Origin of the sequence: Sphingoaurantiacus capsulatus (assembly GCF_042648405.1) — a bacterium.
Taxonomy (GTDB): Bacteria; Pseudomonadota; Alphaproteobacteria; order Sphingomonadales; family Sphingomonadaceae; genus Sphingoaurantiacus; species Sphingoaurantiacus capsulatus.
In genome coordinates this window covers 25,045-41,518 of record NZ_JBHRXV010000009.1, presented here as the reverse complement: position 1 = coordinate 41,518, position 16,474 = coordinate 25,045, and the positions used below count along the sequence as shown (strand labels likewise).

At 66.9% G+C, this 16,474-nt stretch carries 14 protein-coding genes and 1 pseudogene; 11 read left to right on the top strand and 4 right to left on the bottom strand.

Features of this window, described 5'->3' with window-relative positions; translation table 11 throughout:
* Nucleotides 1-8: 8 nt before the first annotated feature.
* A complete protein-coding gene (locus ACFOMD_RS10020; protein WP_380860712.1) occupies nucleotides 9-1,694 on the top strand; it encodes an AMP-binding protein in 1,686 nt (561 codons plus the stop codon).
* Here the strand turns inward: ACFOMD_RS10020 and ACFOMD_RS10015 are convergent.
* The gene (locus ACFOMD_RS10015) at nucleotides 1,691-2,002 is read right to left on the bottom strand and encodes a non-heme iron oxygenase ferredoxin subunit (protein ID WP_380860709.1); all 312 of its coding nucleotides are present in this window, start codon (nucleotides 2,000-2,002) and stop codon (nucleotides 1,691-1,693) included. The genes ACFOMD_RS10020 and ACFOMD_RS10015 overlap by 4 nt on opposite strands.
* A gap of 128 nt (nucleotides 2,003-2,130) precedes the next feature.
* Here ACFOMD_RS10015 and ACFOMD_RS10010 point away from each other — a divergent pair, with 128 nt between their 5' ends.
* From ACFOMD_RS10010 to ACFOMD_RS09975, 8 genes are all read left to right on the top strand, one after another.
* Nucleotides 2,131-4,278, top strand: a complete 2,148-nt coding sequence (locus ACFOMD_RS10010) for a thiamine pyrophosphate-dependent enzyme (RefSeq protein ID WP_380860706.1) — start codon at nucleotides 2,131-2,133, stop codon at nucleotides 4,276-4,278.
* Nucleotides 4,275-5,777, top strand: coding sequence for an indolepyruvate oxidoreductase subunit beta family protein (locus tag ACFOMD_RS10005; RefSeq protein WP_380860703.1), 1,503 nt, complete (start codon nucleotides 4,275-4,277; stop codon nucleotides 5,775-5,777). Before ACFOMD_RS10010 ends, ACFOMD_RS10005 begins: the two co-directional genes overlap by 4 nt.
* 9 nt (nucleotides 5,778-5,786) lie before the next feature.
* Nucleotides 5,787-6,236: an acyl-CoA thioesterase gene (locus ACFOMD_RS10000; RefSeq protein WP_380860700.1), complete on the top strand. Its 450-nt coding sequence runs from the start codon at nucleotides 5,787-5,789 to the stop codon at nucleotides 6,234-6,236.
* Complete coding sequence (locus tag ACFOMD_RS09995; protein ID WP_380860697.1) at nucleotides 6,237-6,884, top strand: TetR/AcrR family transcriptional regulator; 648 nt, start codon at nucleotides 6,237-6,239, stop codon at nucleotides 6,882-6,884.
* 1 nt (nucleotide 6,885) lies between these two features.
* Nucleotides 6,886-8,091 carry an NAD(P)/FAD-dependent oxidoreductase gene (locus ACFOMD_RS09990; protein WP_380860694.1) on the top strand — a complete coding sequence of 402 codons (1,206 nt, stop codon included), beginning with the start codon at nucleotides 6,886-6,888 and terminating at the stop codon, nucleotides 8,089-8,091.
* 105 nt (nucleotides 8,092-8,196) lie between these two features.
* Entirely contained in the window at nucleotides 8,197-9,117 is a 921-nt protein-coding gene (locus ACFOMD_RS09985) for a VOC family protein (RefSeq protein ID WP_380860691.1), read from the top strand.
* Nucleotides 9,114-10,106: an amidohydrolase family protein gene (locus ACFOMD_RS09980; protein ID WP_380860688.1), complete on the top strand. Its 993-nt coding sequence runs from the start codon at nucleotides 9,114-9,116 to the stop codon at nucleotides 10,104-10,106. The genes ACFOMD_RS09985 and ACFOMD_RS09980 overlap by 4 nt, the downstream gene beginning before the upstream one ends.
* Nucleotides 10,103-11,437 (top strand): spinster family MFS transporter, encoded by a 1,335-nt coding sequence (locus ACFOMD_RS09975; protein ID WP_380860685.1) that lies wholly within the window; start codon nucleotides 10,103-10,105, stop codon nucleotides 11,435-11,437. The genes ACFOMD_RS09980 and ACFOMD_RS09975 overlap by 4 nt, the downstream gene beginning before the upstream one ends.
* 182 nt (nucleotides 11,438-11,619) lie before the next feature.
* Here ACFOMD_RS09975 and ACFOMD_RS09970 read toward each other — a convergent pair.
* From ACFOMD_RS09970 to ACFOMD_RS09960, 3 genes and pseudogenes are all read right to left on the bottom strand, one after another.
* Nucleotides 11,620-11,855, bottom strand: a pseudogene (locus ACFOMD_RS09970) (hypothetical protein); the annotation flags it as partial.
* A gap of 56 nt (nucleotides 11,856-11,911) precedes the next feature.
* Entirely contained in the window at nucleotides 11,912-13,015 is a 1,104-nt protein-coding gene (locus ACFOMD_RS09965; RefSeq protein ID WP_380860679.1) for a CaiB/BaiF CoA transferase family protein, read from the bottom strand.
* 4 nt (nucleotides 13,016-13,019) lie between these two features.
* Nucleotides 13,020-14,486 carry a flavin-containing monooxygenase gene (locus ACFOMD_RS09960; protein WP_380860676.1) on the bottom strand — a complete coding sequence of 489 codons (1,467 nt, stop codon included), beginning with the start codon at nucleotides 14,484-14,486 and terminating at the stop codon, nucleotides 13,020-13,022.
* A gap of 158 nt (nucleotides 14,487-14,644) precedes the next feature.
* Here ACFOMD_RS09960 and ACFOMD_RS09955 point away from each other — a divergent pair, with 158 nt between their 5' ends.
* Together ACFOMD_RS09955 and ACFOMD_RS09950 are read left to right on the top strand one after the other, a co-directional pair.
* Nucleotides 14,645-15,814: an iron-containing alcohol dehydrogenase gene (locus tag ACFOMD_RS09955; RefSeq protein ID WP_380860673.1), complete on the top strand. Its 1,170-nt coding sequence runs from the start codon at nucleotides 14,645-14,647 to the stop codon at nucleotides 15,812-15,814.
* Nucleotides 15,811-16,464: a TetR/AcrR family transcriptional regulator gene (locus tag ACFOMD_RS09950; protein ID WP_380860670.1), complete on the top strand. Its 654-nt coding sequence runs from the start codon at nucleotides 15,811-15,813 to the stop codon at nucleotides 16,462-16,464. Before ACFOMD_RS09955 ends, ACFOMD_RS09950 begins: the two co-directional genes overlap by 4 nt.
* The last annotated feature ends 10 nt before the right edge of the window (nucleotides 16,465-16,474 follow it).

The following is a 16,474-nucleotide window of genomic DNA, read 5'->3' as shown; positions in this document are numbered from 1 at the left end:
GCCACAGCATGTCAAACCCACTCTCGCTGGTGCGCGGCGATACCGGCACGCCGCTGTTCGAACTGACGATCGGCCAGGTGCTCGGCCGGGCCGCTGCCTCATGGCCCGACGATATCGCTGTGGTGTCGAGCCATCAGGATATCCGGCTGACCTTCCGCGAGCTGAAGGCGGCCGCCGACCGCATGGCGAAAGGCCTGATCGCCATGAGGCTCGCGCCCGGTGCGCGGATCGGCATCTGGTCGCCCAACCGCATCGAATGGGTGGTGACGCAGTACGCTGCGGCACGCGCCGGGCTGATCCTCGTCTGCATCAACCCCGCCTATCGATCCTCCGAACTAGAGCATGCACTCAACCTCGTCGGCTGCGAGGCACTGGTCATGGCCGAGCGATTCAAGACCTCGGACTATGTCGCAATGCTCCGCGAGCTGGCGCCCGAGCTCGACGCGGCGACCCCGGGCGGGCTGCGCGCCGCGCGCCTGCCGGCGCTGCGCTGGGTGGTGCTGATTGGCGGCGCGTCGCCGGCCGGGATGATCGGCTTCGACGATGTGGCGGCGCGCGGGGCGGCGGTGGACGACCCGACGCTCGATGAACGTCAGGCGACGGTCGGCCTCGATGACCCAACCAACATTCAGTTCACCAGCGGTACCACCGGCCGCCCCAAGGGCGCGACGCTGACGCACCGCAATCTCGTCAACAACGCTTTCTTCAACGGCCAGCGGCAAGGACTGGCGCGCGGCGATATCGTCTGCGTGACGGTGCCGCTCTATCACTGCTTCGGCATGGTGGCAGGCAGCCTCTGCTGCATGGTGACTGGCGCGACCGCGGTCTATCCGTCGCTGTCGTTCGAACCAGGCCCGACGCTCGAGGCGGTGGCGCGCGAGCGTTGCACCTCGGTTTACGGCGTGCCGACGATGTTCATCGGCATGCTTGAGCATCCGGACTTCGCCGACATCGAGCTGGGCTCGCTGCGTACCGGCATCATGGGTGGCGCGCCCTGCCCTGAAGCGGTGATGCGCAGCGTCATCGACGACATGGGGATGACGGGCGTCACCATCGCTTTCGGCATGACCGAGACCAGCCCGACCAGCTTCCAGACCGGCACCGGCGATGACATCGCGCACCGCGTCGAGACGGTGGGGCGCGTCCACCCGCATATCGAGGCGAAGGTCGTCGGCACCGATGGAGAGATCCTGCCGTGCGGCGAGCCGGGTGAGGTGCTGGTGCGCGGCTATTCGGTGATGCGCGGCTATTGGGACGATGCACCCCGCACCCGCGAAGCGATCGATGAGGATCGCTGGATGCACACCGGCGACATCGGCACGATCGATGCCGACGGCTATTGCCGGATCGTCGGCCGCGCCAAGGACCTGATCATTCGTGGCGGCGAGAATATCTATCCGCGCGAGGTCGAGGAACTGCTCCACACGCATCCGGCGATCGCTGAGGCGCAGGTGTTTGGCATCGCCGACGCGCGGCTGGGGGAGAAAGTCTGCGCGTGGGTTCGTGTCACTGAGGGTAACATGATTACCGCCGACGAGCTTCGCGCCTTCTGCAAGACGCGGCTCAGCCACTTCAAGGTGCCCGAGCATGTTCGCACCGTTGACGCCTTCCCGATGACGGTAACCGGCAAGCCGCAGAAATTCCTGATGCGCGAGGCGATGCAGGCCGAACTCCTGGCCGAGGGCCTGCACTAGCCTCCGATGTCGACGAACACCTCGCCGTTTTCGACAACGGCGGGGTAGCTGCGGAGCGCGTGAATGCATGGCGACGAGATCACCGCGCCGGTGCGGATGTCGAACCGCCCGAAATGCCAGCCGCACTCGATCGCGAAGCCGTCGAGTTCGCCTTCCTCGCTGAGCGACGACTGGCCGTGCGTGCAGGTATCTGACGTGGCGTAGAAGCCGCCGTCGACGCGATACAGCGCGATCGGCTCGTTGCCCTCGAGGCGCAGGATGCCGCCATCGGACAGTTCGTCTTCCCGGCAAGCTCGAATACGCGGCACGATCATCTCCCTGCTGATCATCAGAATCTACTGAACATGTTCATTTTCGTCAACCAGCAGTCGTTCCAGCTATTGACTGCCTAGCATGTTCAGGCAAACTGAACACGTATAGCAGACAAGGCACGGTCATGGCGGAACGCTCGTTCACCAAAGAGATCGACAAGCTTCGGCTTGGCAGCGGCGAAGAGTTCAACGGCGAGGGCATCCTCGCCGTGACCAAGGCGCTGCTCGAATCGGGCGTCAGCTATGTCGGCGGCTATCAGGGTGCGCCGATCTCGCATTTGCTCGACGTGCTCTCGGACGCGCGCGACATTCTCGCGGATACCGGCATCGAGTTCGTTGCCTCGAGCAGTGAAGCGGCGGCGGCGGCGATGCTCGGCGTGTCGGCGACCTATCCGCTGCGGGGCGCGGTGGCCTGGAAATCGACCGTCGGCACCAACGTCGCCAGTGACGCGCTCGCCAATCTCGCCTCGACCGGGGTGACCGGTGGCGCGCTGATCATCCTCGGCGAGGATTATGGCGAAGGGTCGAGCATCATGCAGGAGCGCACGCACGCCTTCGCGATGAAGTCGCAGGTCTGGCTGCTCGATCCACGGCCCAATCTGCCCAGCATCGTCAAGGCGGTGAAGACCGGCTTCGAGTTGTCCGAAGCGAGCCGGACGCCGGTAATGCTCACCTTGCGCATCCGCGCCTGCCACCTCTACGGCCGCTTCACCTGCGGCGACAATGTGCGGCCAGCCATGACGATGCGCGAGGCGATGGAAGAAACGCGCGACTTCGGTGCCGAGGGCTATACCGGCCCGCCGCACACCCTCCGCCATGAACAGGAGAAAATCCACAGCCGCTTCCCGGCGGCGCTCGACTTCATCCGGCGTGAGAAGCTCAACGAGATCTTCGACGGCCCCGACGACGATCTCGGGATCATCGTCCAGGGCGGCATGTACAATAATCTGATCCGCGCGCTGACCCAGCTCGACCTGTGCGACGTGTTCGGCGCCTCGCGCATCCCGATTTACGTCCTCAACGTCACCTATCCGCTCTGCAACGACGAGGTGGAAGATTTCTGCCGTGGCAAGCGATCGGTGCTGGTCGTCGAGGAAGGGCAGCCCGAGTTCATCGAGGAAGCGGTTCGGGCGATCCTCCACAAATCGGCGCTCGCGACGACGGTGATGGGCAAGGGCGAACTGCCCCGGGCGGGCGAATATAGCGTCGAGGTGATCCGCAACGCACTGGCGGTGTTCGCCGCGGGCAAGCGGCCGAACGCGTCACGCGATGTCATCCGCGTCGACGCCGCGGTCGGGACGACGCCGGCCGGTGCCGCGGGGCTTGCGCAGAACATCGCGCCGCGCTCGCCTTCGCTGTGCACCGGCTGCCCCGAGCGGCCGGTGTTCACCGCGATGAAGATGCTGCGGCAGGAGCTGGGACATTTCCATGTGAGCGGCGATATCGGCTGCAACGGTTTCGTGTTGCTGCCGCCGTTCGGACTCGGCCAGGGCACCTTCGGCTACGGCCTGTCGGCTGCGAGCGCCTCGGCGCTGCCCGGCGTGCCCGGCAAACGCAGCATCAGCGTGATGGGCGACGGCGGCTTCTGGCACAACGGCCTGAGCAGCGGCGTCGTCAACGCCATTTACAACAAGAGCGACAACGTCATCCTCGTCGTCGACAACGACTATTCGGCGGCGACGGGGGGCCAGGACATTCCCTCGACACGCGCCACAAACATCGCACGCAGCACCAAGCATGATATCGGCGACGCGGTGCGCGGGGTCGGCGTCAACTGGGTGCGCGAGGTCACATCCTACGACATCGAGGAAGTGAAAGGCGCGTTGCGCGACGCGCTCACTACCGAAGAAACCGGCCTCAAGGTTGTGATCGCTACCTCGGAATGCATGCTCAACCGGCAGCGCCGCGAAAAGCAGGTGGTAAAGAAGAAGCTCTCTGCCGGGCAACGCGTCGTCCGTCAGAAGTTCGGCGTCGACGCCGAGACCTGCACCGGCGACCGCAGTTGCATGCGGCTGTCGGGCTGTCCGTCCCTCGGGCTGCGCGACAATCCCGACCCGCTGAAGCGCGAGCCCGTCGTCCATGTTGAGGAATCCTGCGTCGGCTGCGGGCATTGCGGCGAGGTCGCGCATGCAGCGGTGCTCTGCCCGTCTTTCTACCGGCTCGACATCGTGACCAACGAATGTCCCTCGGAGCGTTGGCGCGCGCGGTTGCGCCGATCGGTGATTGGTTTCCTGCAGCGCCGGATCGAGCCGATCGAGGCGAACGCGTCATGACGGCGCGCATCACCACGATCGCGATCAACGCGATGGGCGGGCACGGCGGCGGCGTGCTCGCCGACTGGATCGCCGAGACTGCCGAAGCTGAAGGCTATTTCGCGCAGATCACCTCGGTACCCGGCTTCGCCCAGCGATCGGGCGCGACGATCTATTATGTCGAGATCTACCCGCGCGCCGGCGCGCCCGCCGCCCCGGTCTTCGCGCTGATGGCCGTGCCGGGCCACACCGACATCGTCATCGCCTCCGAGCTGGCAGAAGGGGGGCGTTCGGTGCTGCGCGGCTTGGTCACGCCCGACCGCACGACACTCATCACCTCGTCGCACCGCGAATATACCACTGAGGAGAAACTCTCGCGCTTCGACGGGCGTCGCGATTCGACCGTGGTGTTCGACAATTGCGTCGCCGCGGCGAAGCGCTTTGTCGCCTTCGACATGCGCGAGATCTCCGCTCAGGCAGGCTGTCCGCTGAGCGCGGTGCTGTTCGGCACGCTCGCCGGCGCGGCGGTGCTGCCCTTCGCGCGCGACGCGTTCGAGCGGACGATCCGTCACGGCGGGATCGCGGTGGCGGCGAACCTGCGCGGCTTCGCCACCGGTTATGACCGCGCGGTCGCGGGGACGCAGTCGCTCCCCGACGTGGAGGTCCGCACAACGGTTCCGGAGGCGCCGATCGGCACCGACCTGGCGGCCGAGGTGCGGCGGCGCTTTCCGGCGCAACTGCACGACCTGCTCGACCTCGCGGTCGCGCGCCTCATTGAATATCAAGGTGCGGGCTACGCGCGTCGCTACCTTGATCGACTGCAGCCGATCGTGGCGACCGACACCGCAGGACGCGGCTACGCCTTGTCGTTGGAGGTTGCGCGCCTGCTCGCGCTGCGCATGGCGCATGAGGACGTCATCCGCGTCGCCGACATCAAGACGCGCCGTCGCCGCTTTGCCAGCGTCGCCTCGGAGAACCGGCTGGTGGCCGATGGCACCTGGGACGTCACCGAATTTCTTGCGCCGCGCCCCGAAGAGGCCTTCGATCTGCTACCGGCCTCGATCGGCAAGCGGCTCGCCGCATCGCCGCTGGCGCACCGGATGTTCGGCAAGTTGCTGCACGGCGGCTTTACCATTCGCACCTCGCGCCTGCGCGGCTTTCTCCTGCTCTACGTGATCGCCCGGCTGCGCGGGTTGCGCCCGTACAGCCTCGGGCAGCAAATCGAGAGTCGCCTCATCGATGAATGGCTCGACCTGTTGCGCGGGATGAGCGCCGATTACGCGCTAGCGCTGTCCACCGCGCAATTGCTTACATTGGTGCGCGGCTACGGCAGCACGCTCGAACGCGGCCGGCAGAGCTATCACGCGATCGTAGCGGCCTTGTCATTGCTCATCGGGCACGCCGACGCGGCCGAACGCGTCGACGCCCTGCGCGAGGCGGCGCTCGCCGATGAGGACGGCAAGGCGCTCGACCGGGCCATCGACGCCTTGTCGCAATCGCTGCCGGCGCGCGCCGCCTGAGGAGATTCTATGCCAGCCTTCGTCCAGGAAAAGCTGATCCGCTTCCAGCATTGCGACCCCGCGGGGCTGATCTTCTACCCCAAGGCCTTTGAGCTTGGCGGCGAGGTGATCGAGGACTGGTTCACCTGCTTCGCCGGTCGCACGCCGCATGCCTTCCATGCCGTCGAGCACAAGTCGCTTCCGACGGTGAAGACGACCTGCGAATTTTTCGGCCAGATCCACGTCAGCGACTTGCTGAGCTACGAGCTGGTGGTCGAGGAAATCGGCCAGAGTTCGGTCAACGTCGCGATCACTGCATCGAAGGACGGCCAACCGCGCTATCGGATGAGCTCGACACTCGTTCAGGTTGGTCGCAAGTCCGACGGACGCTACGGCGCGCTGGCATTTGCCGACGACATGCGCGAAGCGCTTGAGCGATACCGGCGGCAACCGGCTGAAGCCAGCGGGGAAGGGGCGTAGATGGCGGCAAATCCGAAAGCACAGAAGGCGGCAAAGTCCGTGCCGAGCGACGGCCTTCGCCAGAGCATTATCGAGGCTGCGCGCCGCTCCTTCGCTGAAGAAAGCTACGCCGGCCTCACCATGCGCAAGATCGCGGCGCGCGTCGGGTGCACCGCGGGTGCGATCTATCTCTATTTCCCCGGCAAGGAGGATCTGCTCCGCCATGTGTGGGAAGACGAGTTCGCCAACCTCCATGTCTATATGCGCGGCGCGGTCGACCAGACGCGCGACCCGATCGAAAAGGTGCGTCAGATCTTTCTCGCCTGGGTGCGTTATTTCCTTCAGCACGCTGAGGATTTCCGCATCATGTTCGTCTGGCAGGGGCCGGGCGTTGAACGCGACCGGGTCGATCCCGCCTCAAGCTTCGGCCGTTCAACCGAGTCCTACCAGTATTTCCGCACAATGCTCAGCGAAGTCATCCGCGACGCACCTGCCGCGCCACGCGATCTCGACATGGCGATGCAGAGCCTGCTCACCGCTACCTTCGGCGTCGTGGCGATGGCCAACGGCCCGAGCCAGTTTCCCTGGTTCGACCCCGAGGAGGTCGCCGAGACGATCGTCGACTCGATCCTGCGCGGCTGGGGCGTCGAGGTACGGCGCGTCGCCTGACATGTTGCGTCGCTTCGACATCGTGGTGGTCGGCGCCGGCCATGCCGGCGTCGCGATCGTTGGCCGGCTGCGGCAGGCAGGCTTCGCGGGCAGCCTCGCGCTGGTCGGTGACGAAGCCTGCGCCCCCTATCAGCGCCCGCCGCTGACCAAGGGCTTCCTGGGCGGCGGCATGGCAGTGAAGGAACTGGCGCTGGCGGACGACCTCGCCGCGGTCGGCGTTGAGCATCTCGCGGGCGTCCGGGTCGAACTGATCGACCGTGACCGTAAGCAACTCCGGCTCAGCGACGGGTCAGCGATCGGCTTTGGAAAGCTGGCGCTTGCCACCGGCAGCCGGCCGCGACGGCTGGTGGTTCCAGGCGCTGAGGCCGCAGCGCCATTCTATCTGACGACGATGGACGATTGTCTCGCCTTGCAGGCGCGGCTGCCCGCCGTCGCCGGTGTCACGATCATCGGCGGCGGCTTCATCGGCCTCGAAGCAGCGGCGACGCTGCGTGGCCTGGGGCGCTCCGTTGCCCTCATCGAGATGCAGGATCGCCTGCTCGCACGCTCGGCCAGTCCGATCCTGTCGGCCTATCTCGAGGTTCTCCACCGCCGCGAGGGAGTGGATATCCGCACCGGCACCGGGATCGAGGCCATCGGCGCCGCAGGTGTCCGCTGCACCGACGGCAGCGAGGTCGCGGCCGATGCGATCATCGTCGGTATCGGCAGCCTTCCCAACGATGACCTCGCGCGCGCCGCCGGGCTGCGCTGCGACGATGGCATCGTCGTCGATCGCCACGGCGTCACCTCCGACCCCGACATTGTCGCGGCGGGCGATTGCACACGCCATCCGAACGACTTCGCGCCGACCGGCACCTGCCGCCTCGAATCGGTGCAGAACGCCGTCGATCAGGCCGAGGCGGCGGCGGCCACTTTGCTCGGCACGCCGACACGCTATCGGAGCGTCCCGACCTTCTGGTCCGATCAGTTCGACGCGCGCATCGGCATCGTCGGCATCGGACAGGGCGCGGAAGAGCTGGCGATCCGCGGCGAGATCGAATCCGGGTCTTTCTCGGTCTATGCCTTTCGCGATGGCCGGCTGGTCGCGGTGGAATCGATTAATCGACCGAAGGACCAGCGGCTGGCGCGCAAGATCATCCTGTCGCGCAACATCACCCCTGCGCAGGTGCGTGACCCCTCGATCGACCTCGCCGCAGTGCCGGCATGAGCCGCGTCGCTTGGCTGCGCTGATGGACACATCGTTGCGGCGCCCCGGTTGCCGCGGCGGCGTGGTCCGCGCTTCCTAGCGGGATCGTCGCTTGCCGAGGGGGCCATGCCGCAGTCGTTTCCGTTCCGTCACCGCGAGCTCGGCTATCTCGCGCTCACCGTTTCCGATCTGGCCGCATCGCTCAAGTTTCACCTCGACGTCGTCGGGCTCGAGGATCGCGGGCAAACAGATGGTGCGCAATTCTTGCGCTGCGGCGATCGCGACTATCAACTGCTGCTCGTCGAGGGCCCCGTACCCGGCCTGCAGCGTGTCGCCTGGGAGGTCGAAGACGACCGCCAGCTCGACGCCGCTTTCGCGCACTATGCGGTGCAAGGCTATCAGCCGGCGTGGATCGACGCTGCCGAAGCACGCGCGCTCCGCCTCGGTCGCGCCTTCCGCATCCGTCAGCGGGCGACCGGCATCGCCTTCGAATATTTTACGGGAATGAGCCGTCCCGTCGAACCCTTCCGCTCCGACCTCGCTGGGATCGACCGCCTCGGGCATGTCGTGTTCACCGTCGAGCACTTCGACGAATGCCTCGCCGAACTCACCGGCACGATGGGCTTCCTCGTCTCCGACTATGCCGGCGACGGCGTCGCCTTCCTCCGCGCCTTCCCCAATCCGCTGCACCACAGCTTCGCCATCCAGCGCGGCAGCGACGACCATCTCCAGCACGTCAACTTCATGGTCGACGGCATGGACACCATTGGCACCGCGGTGAACCGCCTCAACGACAGCGGCACGCCGATCGTCTTCGGCCCCGGCAAGCACTTCCCGTCGGGAAGCATCTTCCTCTACTTCCTCGACCCCGACGGCATGACCTTCGAATATTCGGCGGGGATGGAGGAGTTCCCCGAGGTCGCGGCGCGCGACGCGCGGCGGCTCGAGCCGAGCCTCAAGACCATCGACCTCTGGGGCGGCCGGCCCGATCCGCGCTTCGGCCGCACCGGCGCGATCGACCGCGGAGGTGACCGGCCCGGCGCATGATCGACATCCACACGCATGTGGTGCCCGAACATTTCCCGCAGCCGCCGCACGCCGGCTGCGGCGGCTGGCCCTGCATGCGCCACGGCGGCAGCGGCGCGATGCTGGCGATCGGCGGCAAGGACGTGCGGCAGCTCGACGCGCGTAGCTGGGACGTCGACACGCGGCTCGCGGCAATGGACGTCGAGGGCGCCGATATCCATGTGCTGTCGCCGATGCCTGACCTGCTCGGCTATGCACTCGGCGCTGACGACGGGCTGTCGCTGGCGCGCGCCGTCAACACCGCCATCGCCGCGATGGTGCGCCGCGCCCCCGCGCGCTTCGTCGGCCTCGGCACCGTGCCGCTGCAGGACGTTGATCTGGCGATCGCCGAGCTGCCGCGCCTGAAACACGACCTCGGGCTCGCCGGCATCGAGGCAGGCGCCTTCATCGGCGGCGATCCGCTCGGCAGCCCGCGCTTCCTGCCGCTGTTCGAGGCGCTGCAGGCGCTCGATCTCGCGCTGTTCGTCCACCCCGTGCGCACCGGCGTCGCCGCGCCGTCCTGCGGTCTGCCGCCCGAACTTGCCGTCAATCTGATCGACTATCCGGTCGATCAGGGGCGCTGCGTCACCGCCTTTCTGGGCTACGCCATCCGCGCGCAGGTTCCCGGGCTGCGCGTGGCGTTCGCGCATGGCGGCGGCAGCTTCGCGACGATCCTGCCGCGCCTGCAGGTGGCGTGGGAGCGCAACGCCCGCACCGCCGCGCTGTTCGGCGCCTCGCCGATCGAGCTCGCGCGCGGCCTCTTCTTCGACACGCTGGTCTACGAGCCGCCGCTGCTTCGCATGCTCGTCGACCTGCTCGGCGTCGGCTCGCTGTGCATCGGCAGCGACGAGCCCTTCGAGATCCGTCAGCCGCGGCCGGGTGACCGGCTCGATGCACTCGGTCTTTCGCCCGCCGACCTGACCGCTATCCTGGCCGGCAATGCCCGCCGCTTCCTGGGGATGACGACATGAACCAAGCCAGCCCGCGACTCGATGCGGATGTCGGCAGCGCGGCGACGCGTGGCGGCGGTTATGCCTGGTACGTCGTCGCGGTACTGACGCTCTTCTACATTTTGTCGTTCGTCGACAGGCAGATATTGAACCTGCTCGTCGATCCGATCCGGGCGCATTACGGGCTCAGCGACACGCAGATCAGCCTGCTGCAGGGCCTGTCCTTCGTATTCTTCTACAGTACACTCGGCGTGCCTATCGCTTGGCTCGCCGACCGTTCGCACCGCCGCAATATCATCGTCGTCGGGGTGGTCTTCTGGTCGCTGATGACTGCGATGTGCGGCTTGGCGCCGACCTTCCTGCTGCTCTTCCTCTATCGCATGGGCGTCGGCGCCGGCGAGGCAGCGCTGGTCCCCGCCGCCTATTCGATGTTCAGCGACTATTTCGGCAAGGAGGACCTCGGCCGGGCAACGAGCTTCTTCCAGGCGGGCGGTTTCTTCGGGGCCGGCCTCGCGATGATGGTCGGCGGCGCTGCGGTCGCCGCCGCCCAATCGCTCGACATCGTCGCGGCGATCGGTCTCGCGCCGTGGCAGAGCGTCTTCCTGCTCGTGGGAATCCCCGGCCTGCTGCTGGCGCCCTTGCTGTTCACCATTCGCGAGCCGGTTCGCTACGATGGCGCCCGCCTTGCGGACGGCACCGCGCCAACGCTTGCCGAAACGCTGGCCTTCGTCCGCTCGCGCCGCGCCTGCCTCGGCTCGATCTTCGTCGGCTTTTCGCTGCTCTGCATGGTCGGCTATTCAAGCCTCGCCTGGCTGCCGTCCTTCCTCATCCGCACGCATGGACTGACCCCGGCACAGGCCGGCTTCAGCTACGGCGCGGTATTCTGCATTTTCTCTACGCTCGGCGTGATCAGCGGTGGCGCGGTAGCAGCACGGCTGTTGCGCCGCGGCGTGAACGATGCGGCGCTGGTGGCGGCGCTGTTCAGCGCCGCCGGCCTCCTGCCGTCGATGGCGGTGTTGCCCTTCATCGAGTCGGTGCCGCTGCTGATGGTCGCAATCGCCGCCTCGACCTTCTTCGTTTGCTTGCCCTTCGGTATCGCGCCGGCTGCCATTGCCTCGCTCACCCCCAACCGGCTGCGCGCGCAGGTCTCGTCGGTCTATATCTTCCTGCTGAACGTGATTGGCCTCGCCGTCGGAGCGACGCTGGTGGCGCTCGTGACCGATTATTATTTCGCTGATGCCGACCAGGTCGGCGCGTCGCTGGCGATCGTCGGCTGCAGCGCCACGCTGCTCGCGGCAATCGTGCTCGCGTGGGGCCGTCCGCACCTGCGAAATGCAATGACTGCACGTTGAAAAGTTAACCTCGCCGCAGCCCACTAGTCAGCGGATGGCCAGCATATATTGGGATCGGAGTTGTCAGGCATAAATTCAACATAATGAGTGCCGCTTAAACCGGGTGCTGTCAGGTTAAAGCTACAATTGACTTTTGGGCGTGAACTTCGTCGCTAGTGTAGAAGAAATTTCCAAGCCTTCAGTATCTCGGCGGCAAACATCGGGCCGAAGCGGTTCCGCCAGAAGCGAACCGTCTCATGGCAGATATCGATACCGCGCTCGTGAAGAAGATCCTCAACGTTGCGCAGCAACAGCGGGTATTTCACATACATCATCACCCGAGGCGGATGACTTCGGGCGAGGAATTGAAACAGCGAAACGGGCTGGGTGGCTTGGCTCTGCCGCGGCTGCTCTTCCGGCGTCGACCACAGCATGCCACACAAGTCTGACAGTGCCATCCGAACATGTGCACCTGCCTGCCCTTTGATTTTCGCCTCAGTCGACGCCCCATTCGCCGAGCGCGTTGGCTCCGCCTTCGCCGGAGAGCGTCGGCTTGCCGGTGCGACCCGGCGTCCGGTCGAAGCGCGGCGCGGCGGCCGGCGCGCCGCCGATGAACACATCGCGCGCGGCGTTGGCGTGATAGGCCGGCGCCTCGGCGGGCGTCAGTACCGGCGACACGCAGGCGTCGAACGGATCGAACGCCGCCACCCAGTCATCGCGCGTGCGGCTACGCACGACCTCGGCGATGCGTGCAGCGCGCGCCGCCCAGTGGCGGCGGTCCATCTGGCCGTCGAAGTCGGCCGGGTCGAGGCCAAGGCCCTCAATGAAGGCGCTGTGGAACTGTGGCTCGATGGCACCGACCGCCAGATAGCCGCCGTCCGCGGTCTCGTAACATCGATAGAAATAGGCGCCGCCGTCGAGCAGGTTTTCGCCGCGATCGTCGGTCCAGAAATTCATGTCGCGCCACGCATAGGCCTGCGCCAGCAGGGTGGTCGCGCCGTCGACCATCGCGCAGTCGATCACCTGGCCCTTCCCCGAGGTCGCGCGCTCGACCAGCGCGGCGAGGATGCCGGTGACGGCGAACATGCCGCCGCCGCCGAAATCGCCGACGAGGTTGAGCGGCGGCGGGGGCGGCCGGTCGCCGGGGCCGATCATGTGCAGGCCGCCGGTCAGCGCGAGATAGTTGATGTCGTGCCCGGCCTTCAGCGCCAGCGGCCCTGTCTGTCCCCAGCCGGTCATCCGCGCGTAGACGAGGCGCTGATTGATCGCGTGCAGCGCGTCGGGGCCGAGGCCCAGCCGCTCGGCGACGCCGGGGCGGTAGCCTTCGATCAGCACATCGGCCCTGGCGACCAGCGCGGCGATCGTCGCCATCGCCTCGGGCGACTTGAGATCGAGCGCCAGCGACGGCCGGCTGCGGTTCAACGTGTCGAGGCGCGAATCGCCCGCCGACACCGCCGGCCCGCCGGTGCGGTCGATGCGCAGCACCGAGGCGCCGAGGTCGGCGAGCATCATCGCCGCAAAGGGGGTCGGGCCGAGCCCGGCGAGTTCGAGCACGCGGACGCCGACCAGCGGTCCCGCCGGCGAATGGTTGTCGTTCATGCGATCAGTCGATCCGGTAGTCGCGGCGCCGGAGGCGGCGGGTCTTCAGCCAGAAGTCGGTCGAATAGCTCGGCCACAGCAGCGTGTTGCGGCCGGTTTCGGGATCGAGGAACCAGCTGGTGCAGCCGCCGCCCTTCCAGACGCTCTTCTCCATCCGCCGGTCCATGTCCTCGGCGAAGGCGCGCAAGGCGACCGAATGGACCTCGATGCGGTCGGCCCCGCGCAGCAGCTTCAGCGCCTGCATGATGTAGTGGACCTGCGCCTCGATCATGAAGACTTGCGAGTTGTGGCCGCCGCCGGTGTGCGGGCCGGTGATCAGGAACAGATTGGGGAAGCCAAGCACCGCCGTGCCAAGCAGGGCGTTCTTGCCCTCCGCCGCCCACACCTGCTGCAGGGTGCGGCCGCCCATGCCGCGGATCGGCAGGTGCGAATGCGGGTTCTGCGCATCATAGCCGGTGCCGAGCACGATCGCATCGACCGGGTGATGCACGCCATCACGCGTGACGATGCCGGTCGCGTCGATGCGTTCGATGCTGTCGATCACCAGCTCGACATTGGGTTTCTGCAGCGCCGGGTAATAGTCCGACGCCACGATCAGCCGCTTGCAGCCGACCTTGTAGTTGGGGGTCAGTTTCGCCCGCAGCACCGGATCCTTCACCTGCCGATCGAGCAGGCCACGGCACATCGCCTCCGACTTGGCGAGCGCGCCCGGATCGGCCTTGGTGAAGCCGGTGGCGCGCTTCTCGTGCGCCCAGAACAGCTGCGCGCGGAACCACCAGCGCGCGAGGCGGCTGCGGCGGAGCTGCGCGCGCTTAGCGTCGTCGAAGGCGCGGTCGAAGCGCGGCGCGATCCAGGCGGCGGTGCGCTGGAAGACGCTGAGCTTGCCGACCTTGTCGACGATGGCGGGGACGACCTGCACCGCGCTGGCGCCGGTGCCGATTACCGCCACCGCCTTGCCGGCGACGTCATAGCCATGATCCCATTCGGCGGTGTGGATCAGCTTGCCGCCGAAATCCTTCAGGCCGGGAATGTCGGGATAGTTCGGATGGTGAAGCACGCCGATCGCCGAGACGAGCGTGCGCGCGTGGATCACCTCGCCATCGGCCAGCGCCACGCGCCAGATCTTGCCGCGCTCGTCCCAGGCGGCGCCGGCGACGTCGGCGCCATAGCGGATATGCTTGCCGAGGCCGAAGCGATCGATCACCTCCTCGAGATAGTCGAGGATTTCCGCCTGCGACGCGAACATGCGCGACCAGTCGGGGTTTGGCGCGAACGACAGCGAATAGAGGTGCGCGGGGATATCGCAGGCGCAGCCGGGGTAAGTGTTGTCGCGCCAGGTGCCCCCGGCACGCGTCGCCTTTTCCAGGATACGGAAGCTCAGGTCGCCGCGCTTCGCCAGCGCATGCGCCATCGCGATGCCGGCGAAGCCGGCGCCGATGACGGCCACGTCCAATGTCGTACCCGCGACCATGTCGCGCTGATCCCCTCGCATAAGCTAACGGCTACTCGTGGGTAGATATTGGGTCAAGCGGCATTTAACTACTGATCACAATAAATATACTGGACAGTAGCAGTACGCCTCTGCCACGCTGTCGGCAACAACGAAGCGCTGGCACTGGGAGGTTGATCATGCGTTCGGGCGCATTGACGTTTACCGCGACCGAGAAGGTCATCATGGGGCGCCCCGCCGCCGAGGTTATCGCCGAACTGGCCGCCGAGCGCGACGCGGTTCGCGTGTTCCTGCTCGTCGGCGACACGCTGCGCCGCGATACCGGCGAGATCGCGGCGATCGAGGCGGCGCTGGGCCGGCGCCACGCCGCGACCTGGAGTGGGATGCGCCCGCACGCGCCGCGCACCGACGTGCTGACCGCCACCCTTGCCGCGCGCGAGGCGAAGGCGGACCTGATCGTCACCGTTGGCGGCGGTTCGGTCACCGACGCCGGCAAGATCGTCGCGCTGCTGCTGGCGCATGGCGTCACCAGCGTCGAAGGCTTCGAGCCGCTGCACATCTACGTCGATCCTGACGGGCAGGTGATCAACCCGCTGAAGTCCGGCCCCGAGGTTCGTGTAATCTGCGTGCCGACGACACTGTCGGGCGGTGAGTTCAACACGCTGTCGGGCGCCACAGACGAGGGGGTCCAGCACAAGCAGGGCTATGACCATCGCGCGATGGCGCCGGTCGCCGTGGTGCTCGACCCGGCGCTGACGCGGCACACCCCCGAATGGCTATGGCTGTCGACCGGGGTGCGCGCCGTCGACCATGCGGTGGAGACGCTCGCCTCGATGCAGTCGAACGACTTCGCCGACGGCATGGCGGACAGCGCGCTGCGCCTGCTCGTCGAGGGGCTGCCGCGCGTGAAGGCGGACCCGTCCGATCTCGACGCGCGGTTGAAGTGCCAGGTCGGCGCCTGGCAGTCGATGATCTCGATCATCGGCGGCGTGCCGATGGGCGCCAGCCACGCGATCGGCCATATTCTCGGCGGCACCTGCGACGTGCCGCACGGCTATACGTCTTGCGTGATGTCGCCGTATGTGCTCGCGTGGAATGCGGAACATGACGCCAGCCGGCAGGCGCGGATCAGCGCCGGACTGGGGTCGCCCGGCGAGTCCGCTTCGGTGGCGCTCGACCGGCTTATTCGGGGATTGGGAATGCCACGGACGCTGTCGGAGGTCGGAGTGAGCGAAGACCGCTTCCAGCAGATCGCCGACTACACGCTGCTCGACATCTGGGGCCGCACCAACCCGCGCCCGGTGAGCAGTGCCGACGATATCCTGCAGATCCTGCGGAAGGCGGCATGAGCGCTGCCCCCGCCCGTCCCGCCGAGCCGGCGAACGACGAAGCGCCGGCGCGCGCCTCGCGCAAGCTGAAGCCCGAGGTCGCCGCCTACAAGCGCGGCCGCATCCTCGAGGAAGCATCGGCGCTGTTCCATACCAATGGCTATGGCGGCACCACGCTCGACCAGGTGGCGGAGCGGCTGCACGTCACCAAGCCGTTCCTCTATTCCTATTTCCGCAACAAGGGCGACATCCTCGCCGCCATCTGCGAGATCGGCATCCGTGAATCGCTCGCCGCGGTCGAGGATGCGGAGGGCCAAGCGGCCACCGCCGTCGAGCAGCTGCGCCTGACGCTGACCCGCGTCGCCGAGATCATCATCGAGCGGCACGAGTATATCGTCGTCTACCAGCGCGAGATGATGTACCTCGACCGCGTCCGCGCGCAGCAGATTCTGCGGCTGCGGCACGAGTTCGATTCGCGCATCGCCAAGCTGGTCGAGCGCGCCCAGCGGGAGGGTGCGATCACGCTCAACGACGCGCCGGCGATGTCGGTGTGGATGGGCGGGTTGCTGTCGTGGCTGCCCAATTTCTACCGGCCGACCAGCCGGCGCCCGAAAGAGCAGATGATCGACCAGGTGGTTCACGCCTGCATGAGGCTCGTCGGCCTCAACTGATCGGCCCGCC